Source organism: Mesorhizobium sp. M5C.F.Ca.IN.020.29.1.1 (assembly GCF_003997375.1).
Lineage (GTDB): Bacteria > Pseudomonadota > Alphaproteobacteria > Rhizobiales > Rhizobiaceae > Mesorhizobium > Mesorhizobium wenxiniae.
This window is the reverse complement of record NZ_RZSW01000356.1, coordinates 1-6,561: the sequence shown is the minus strand read 5'-3', so window position 1 is coordinate 6,561 and position 6,561 is coordinate 1. Positions and strand designations below refer to the sequence as shown.

Here is a 6,561-nt window from a genome sequence, read left to right as displayed (position 1 = left end):
GGGTCCCAGCTACCCGGCGGGTAGTCAATCCGGCTTGCGCCGACGCTCCCTGGCGTAAAGGGCAACGGCCATGGCGCGGTTGCGCACCTCGAGCTTGTCGTAGACATTCTTGAGGTGGTATTTCACCGTGTTCTCGGAAATTCCGGTGCGGCTTGCGATCTGCGTGTTCGACCAACCATTGGAGAGCATGCCGAGCAGTTCCATCTCCCGCGACGTGAGCTGCCGGGACGGCATATTGGAGACCCTCGACAGTGCCGCATAGGGGACGCAGACCCTGCCTTTCATCACCGCGGTCAAGGTCGCGAAGAGGATTTCAGGATCCTCGAATTGGTAGCAAAGGCCATTGACGCCGAAGCGGATCGTCTCGTTGACGACGGTGGAGTTGTTGGTGTCGGCGAAGAGCACGATCCTCAGATCAAGACCGAGACGACCGAGATCGGCGAGCACGTCAGGCGCCTCGGCATCATCGAGCTGCCAACTCAGCAGAACGCAATCGACCTCGACAAAGCCGAGCTTCTCGCAGAGCTCAGCCGAGGTGCGCGCGGTATCGGCGATGGAGAAACGGGTACTTTCGGCAAACAGTCCTCGCAGGGCAGCAATGACGAGAGGGTTGCGTTCCGCTATCAGAACGCGCCATCTGTCCTGCAGCACCGATGAAACCAAGCGTCCTCTCCCGTCAACGCGAGCCCGTTATGCATGTGGAGGGTAGCATTCGAGTTTGGGCTCGGGTCACCGCGAAGCGACAGAACATATTCAAATCGCTCGTTGGGCAAGTTGAGCTTGTAGACGAGTTGGCGATTTTATACCGACTGCCCCTGCATCGACGCGAGATTCGAACGCCACGGTCAGGCGGAAGAATCATACATGGATGACGGCATTCGGCTCCTGGAGCTGACACGCAACACGAGCCAGTTGTTCCTTCTGCAGCCCGCGCACGAGGAGAAACGGCTTCTGAAATTGGTACTGTCGAACTGCGAATGGCATCGAGGCGAGATTCGCGCCGCCTTCAGGCAACCTTTTAATTTGCTTGCCGAAACTGTGGCGGTCGCAGCGACGGAAGGAGCCGAACGACCGAGTTACCCACAGGGCATCCAGTTTGGCTGGGGCGCCAGGATTCGAACCTGGGATTGTCGGTACCAAAAACCGATGCCTTACCACTTGGCTACGCCCCAACAGTCGGAACATGCCCGCTGCGCGCGGCCTTATAGGACGAGCCGACGGAAAGCTCAATGCCGAGAATGGCAAGTGCGCGGAACTGATCCATCAGTTCCCGCAGATTGGAGTCGCATATGATCGTGTGCGGTCGGGCGATGGCGTCTATTCCCCAAACAGCGATTTCATTGCCGGCCGGATCGACGAAACGGAACCGCCTGCCGGGAAATGAGAAGATCGGTTTGAGGATCGTGCCGCCGGCATATTCGACGGCGCCCAGCGTTTCGAGTTCTCCGGTCAGGTCATATGGCGTTACCCAAGTTCCGATTTTGTTCTATTCAAACGGCCGCCAAGCCGCAAGTCTTTTTGCCACAGCTTTTGCTTAATCGATTGTAGAAAGCCGGCCGGCTTTGCCGACGCTTGCCTTTCGCACTGCAGCATCATATCGCTCGGGACACGGCGAAATTTCGGCTTCGCCAATCTTTTCAATCTCCTGAAACCGGAGAGCAAGCATGACCAAATGGGTCTACACCTTTGGCGACGGCGCTGCGGAAGGCCGTGCCGGCGATAGGAACCTCCTGGGCGGCAAGGGCGCCAATCTGGCCGAAATGTGCAGCCTGGGTCTGCCCGTGCCGCCGGGGTTCACCATCACCACCGAGGTCTGCAACGCCTACTACGCCAACGGCCGCACCTACCCGGCCTCGCTGGAGGCGGACGTCGCGGTTGCGCTTGATCACATCGGCCGCCTGACCGGGCGCCGTTTCGGCGATCCCTCGAAACTGCTTTTGGTGTCGGTGCGTTCCGGTGCCCGCGCTTCGATGCCCGGCATGATGGACACCGTGCTCAACCTCGGTCTGAACGACGAGACGGTCGAGGCGCTCGCCGCCGATTCGGGCGATGCGCGCTTTGCCTATGACAGCTACCGGCGTTTCATTCAGATGTATTCCGACGTCGTCATGGGCCTCGACCATGAGGTGTTCGAAGAAATCCTCGAAGACCAGAAGGGCGGGCTCGGCCACGAACTCGATACCGAACTGACGGCCATCGAATGGCAGGGCGTGATCGCACTCTACAAGGCCAAGGTCGAGGAGGAACTCGGCAAACCGTTTCCGCAAGATCCGCACGAGCAGCTCTGGGGGGCGATCGGCGCCGTGTTTTCGAGCTGGATGAACAACCGCGCCATCACCTATCGGCGCCTGCACGACATTCCCGAAAGCTGGGGCACTGCGGTCAACGTCCAGGCCATGGTCTTCGGCAATATGGGCGAGACCTCGGCCACCGGCGTCGCCTTCACCCGCAATCCTTCCACCGGCGAAAAGATGCTCTATGGCGAGTTCCTGGTGAATGCGCAGGGCGAGGATGTCGTTGCCGGCATCCGCACGCCGCAAAACATCACCGAGGCGGCGCGCATTGCCGCCGGCTCCGACAAGCCGTCGCTGCAGAAGCTGATGCCGGAAGCCTTCCAGTCTTTCGTCACCATCTCCGACCGTCTTGAAAAGCACTACCGCGACATGCAGGATCTCGAATTCACCATTGAGCGCGGCAAATTGTGGATGCTGCAGACGAGGTCCGGCAAGCGTACCGCCAAGGCGGCGCTCAAAATCGCCGTCGATATGGCGCGCGACAAGCTCATCTCAAAGGAGGAGGCCGTCGCCCGCATCGATCCGGCCTCGCTCGACCAGTTGCTGCATCCGACCATCGATCCGAAGGCGGCGCGCGATGTGATCGGCATCGGTCTGCCCGCGTCTCCGGGTGCAGCCACCGGCGAGATCGTCTTTTCCTCCAACGACGCCGAGGAGCTTAAGACGCAAGGCCGCAAGGCGATCCTCGTGCGCATCGAGACCAGTCCCGAGGACATCCACGGTATGCATGCGGCGGAAGGCATCCTGACCACGCGTGGCGGCATGACCAGCCACGCCGCTGTGGTGGCGCGCGGCATGGGCAAGCCTTGTGTGTCGGGCGCGGGCTCGCTGCGCGTCGACTACAGAGCCGGCACGCTGATGGCGATGGGGTCGACGTTCCGCAAGGGCGACATCATTACCATCGATGGCGGTAACGGCCAGGTGCTGAAGGGCGCCGTACCGATGCTGCAGCCGGAACTCTCGGGCGATTTCGCCGCCATCATGGAATGGGCCGATGCCGTGCGTCGCATGAAGGTGCGCACCAACGCCGAGACGCCGCTCGACGCGCGCATGGCGCGTTCCTTCGGCGCCGAAGGCATCGGACTTTGCCGCACCGAGCACATGTTCTTCGAGGGCGACCGTATCGTTGCCATGCGCGAGATGATCCTGGCCGACACGGAAAAGGGCCGGCGAACGGCGCTCGCAAAACTCTTGCCCATGCAGCGCTCGGATTTCCTCGAATTGTTCGAGATCATGGCCGGCCTGCCGGTGACGATCCGCTTGCTTGATCCGCCGCTGCACGAATTCCTGCCCAAGACCGAGGAAGAGGTGGCCGAAGTCGCTGCTGCCATGAAGGTGTCGCCCGACAAGCTCAGGCAGCGCACCGAAGCCCTGCACGAATTCAACCCGATGCTTGGCCATCGCGGCTGCCGGCTTGCGGTTTCCTATCCCGAAATCGCAGAGATGCAGGCGCGCGCCATTTTCGAGGCCGCCGTCGAGGCCGGCAGGAAGGCCGGCGCGCTGGTGGTTCCGGAAATCATGGTGCCGCTGGTCGGTCTGGTGAAGGAGCTCGACTATGTCAAGGCGCGGATCGACGCCGTCGCCAAGAGCGTAATGGAGGAGACCGGCGTCAAGATCGATTATCTTACCGGCACGATGATCGAGCTACCGCGCGCCGCGCTCCGCGCCCATGTCATTGCCGAGGCGGCCGAATTCTTCTCTTTCGGCACTAACGATCTGACCCAGACCACCTTCGGCATCTCACGCGACGATGCGGCCTCATTCCTGGAGACCTATCGCCAGAAGGGCATCATCGAGCAGGATCCGTTCGTGTCGCTCGACATTGAGGGCGTCGGCGAACTGGTGCGGATGGCAGCCGAAAAAGGCAGGGCGACGCGGCCGGAGATCAAGCTCGGCATTTGCGGCGAACATGGCGGCGATCCGGCATCGATCCATTTCTGCGAGGAGGTCGGCCTCGATTACGTGTCGTGCTCGCCCTACCGCGTGCCTATCGCCAGGCTGGCTGCCGCGCAGGCGGCGGTACAGGCTGCAAAGAACGGTCGCGGGTAAAGGGCACGACGCTGGCCGTGACCGTTCCAGCGGATGATCGGTAAGGACAGGTCTCGAGCCGTCCCCGCTCAGGCTGGTTTGGCTTCGATCGTCACCTTGTTGGGATAGAACGCGCCGTGATCGCGGATTTCGATCATCTCGTCGAAAGGCTGCTCATAGGCCCACATCGCATCCTTGCCTGCTTCCGCGGCAGGCAGCACGCTCCAATAGCTCGCATCGCCCTTGTATGGGCAATGAGTCGACAATTCCGTCTTGCGAAGCTGGTCGAAATCGATGTCTTCGAATGGAATGTAGAGGACCCGGGGGTAGGGGGATTCGGTCAACACCTTGGCCCTCTTAGACGAGGCGATGACCGCGTCGCCGGCGCGTACGGTCACAGTTCCGATGTAGGGCTCGACAGTGATCACTTTACCCGGGTTGCGTTGAAAGCCGGGTGACGGATTGGCGATCTGGTCCATGACGGGTTCTCCTTAAACGACCTAATGCATGTCGCTCAAAAGTGCGCAGCGGTTTTGGGATAACGGCATGCATAGAAATAAGGACTTAAAGCGCGTCGCGTGAAGTCCTTTGACGCGACGCACTTTAAGGTGTGTCGGGCGTGCGCGCCGCGCAAGACCGCCGTCGAATACGGGACTCAAAAACCATCGCCCTCGGCGCAGGCAGATCTCTCGTCAAACGGCCTTGCCGTTGACCGATCAGGCGGCAGCCTGAAACGCATCCAACAGCCCGGCATAGGCGGCGGCGATACCGGCAACCGGATTGGTGCTTCTCGACGCGGTTTCGACCTTGAGTGCGCCACCGCCGGTCGGCAGGGTAAGAAGCAGGAACTGGCGGTTGCCGCCATCGCCGACGCAAGCCGCGGCGACGTGCTGGCCTTCGCCTTCGTTCTGAACGCACATCTTGAACAGCAGCGTGCCGCCGACCGCCTCAAGCGCGCCGCCGACAACTTCGACGAATTCGTCTTCGGAAACGGTTTTGGCGTCCGGCACCAGATCGGCCAGGCTTTCGGCGAGCGTATCTTCGAGAGTTTTGTCGTCGAGCTGCGCGTCCATGCGAACCTCTTTCATTCGCCAATCGCACCCCTGCCCAATTAATCAAAGTTAACGCCGACGATGGCCGGATTGTGGCGGTTTTCCCTGTCTTCTCGACCAATGCGCTGCTTCTGCCCGGTCATGGCTGGACAATATGCTTGTTCGTCCCACAATGGAATGAAAAACCAATGGGAGGTAAGAATGCTCGGACTGATGCAGGAATGGCCGCTGCTTTGCCACAAGCTCATCGACAACGCAGCCAGGCAGCACGGCGAACGCGAGATCGTGTCGCGCTCGATCGAGGGCCCTATCGTCCGGACCACTTACGCCGAAATTCATCGCCGCGCCCTGCGGGTCGCTGAGCGGCTCGAGCGTGATGGCTTTGGGCTCGGCGACCGCATCGCCACTTTGGCCTGGAATACGGCGCGCCACATCGAAGCCTGGTACGGCATCATGGGTGTCGGAGCGATCTATCACACGCTCAATCCGCGCCTGTTTCCCGAGCAGATCGTCTGGATCATGAACAATGCCGAAGACAAGGCGATCTTCGTCGATCTGACATTCATGCCGCTGCTTGAAAAGATCGCCGGCGCGGTCAAATCGCTGAAGCAGGTGATCGTGCTGACCGACAAGGCGCACATGCCGCAAACGGTGCTGCCGAACGTCGTTGCCTATGAGGAATGGCTTGGCGAAGCCGACGGCGCCTTCACCTGGAAGGCGTTCGATGAAAACACCGCCGCCGGCATGTGCTACACCTCGGGCACGACAGGCGATCCGAAAGGCGTCCTCTACAGCCATCGCTCGAACGTGCTGCACGCAATGATCGCCGCGATGCCCGACGCGATGGGGCTCTCGTCGCGCGACACCATACTGCCGGTCGTGCCAATGTTCCACGCCAACGCCTGGGGCCTTGGCCAGAGCGCGCCGATGATCGGCGCCAAGCTGGTCATGCCTGGCTGCAAGATGGACGGCGCCTCGATCTACGAGTTGCTCGACACCGAAAAGGTGACGTTCAGCGCCGCCGTGCCGACAGTGTGGCTGATGCTGCTCCAGCATCTGGAGGAGACCGGCAAACAACTTCCCTATCTGAAGAAGGTCGTCATCGGCGGCTCGTCCTGCCCGCGTGCGATCACAACGAAGTTCCAGGACAATTACGATGTTGAGGTCATCCATGCATGGGGCATGAC

General features: G+C 61.0%; 5 protein-coding genes, 1 tRNA gene and 1 pseudogene. 2 read left to right on the top strand and 5 right to left on the bottom strand.

Annotated features, from left to right (window positions below; genetic code table 11):
- Positions 1–24: 24 nt before the first annotated feature.
- The 3 genes and pseudogenes from EOA85_RS23910 to EOA85_RS39235 form a co-directional block, all read right to left on the bottom strand.
- Positions 25–663, bottom strand: a complete 639-nt coding sequence (locus EOA85_RS23910) for a response regulator transcription factor (RefSeq protein ID WP_127211409.1) — start codon at positions 661–663, stop codon at positions 25–27.
- A gap of 434 nt (positions 664–1,097) precedes the next feature.
- Positions 1,098–1,172 (bottom strand) — tRNA-Gln (locus tag EOA85_RS23905).
- Between the two features lie 152 nt (positions 1,173–1,324).
- Positions 1,325–1,450 (bottom strand): annotated as a pseudogene (locus tag EOA85_RS39235) (VOC family protein); the annotation flags it as partial.
- Between the two features lie 214 nt (positions 1,451–1,664).
- On the opposite strand from EOA85_RS39235, the gene ppdK reads away from it, so the two are divergent.
- On the top strand, positions 1,665–4,343 hold the full coding sequence (gene ppdK, locus EOA85_RS23900) for a pyruvate, phosphate dikinase (RefSeq protein ID WP_127211408.1): 2,679 nt from the start codon (positions 1,665–1,667) through the stop codon (positions 4,341–4,343).
- A gap of 68 nt (positions 4,344–4,411) precedes the next feature.
- Here ppdK and EOA85_RS23895 read toward each other — a convergent pair whose 3' ends face one another.
- Positions 4,412–4,801 carry a DUF427 domain-containing protein gene (locus EOA85_RS23895; RefSeq protein WP_095518324.1) on the bottom strand — a complete coding sequence of 130 codons (390 nt, stop codon included), beginning with the start codon at positions 4,799–4,801 and terminating at the stop codon, positions 4,412–4,414.
- Positions 4,802–5,038: 237 nt separating this feature from the next.
- On the bottom strand, positions 5,039–5,395 hold the full coding sequence (locus EOA85_RS23890; protein WP_127211407.1) for a hypothetical protein: 357 nt from the start codon (positions 5,393–5,395) through the stop codon (positions 5,039–5,041).
- Between the two features lie 180 nt (positions 5,396–5,575).
- Between EOA85_RS23890 and EOA85_RS23885 the strand changes: the two genes are divergently transcribed.
- A partial coding sequence (locus EOA85_RS23885) for an AMP-binding protein (RefSeq protein ID WP_164759839.1) occupies positions 5,576–6,561 on the top strand: 986 nt, incomplete at its 3' end.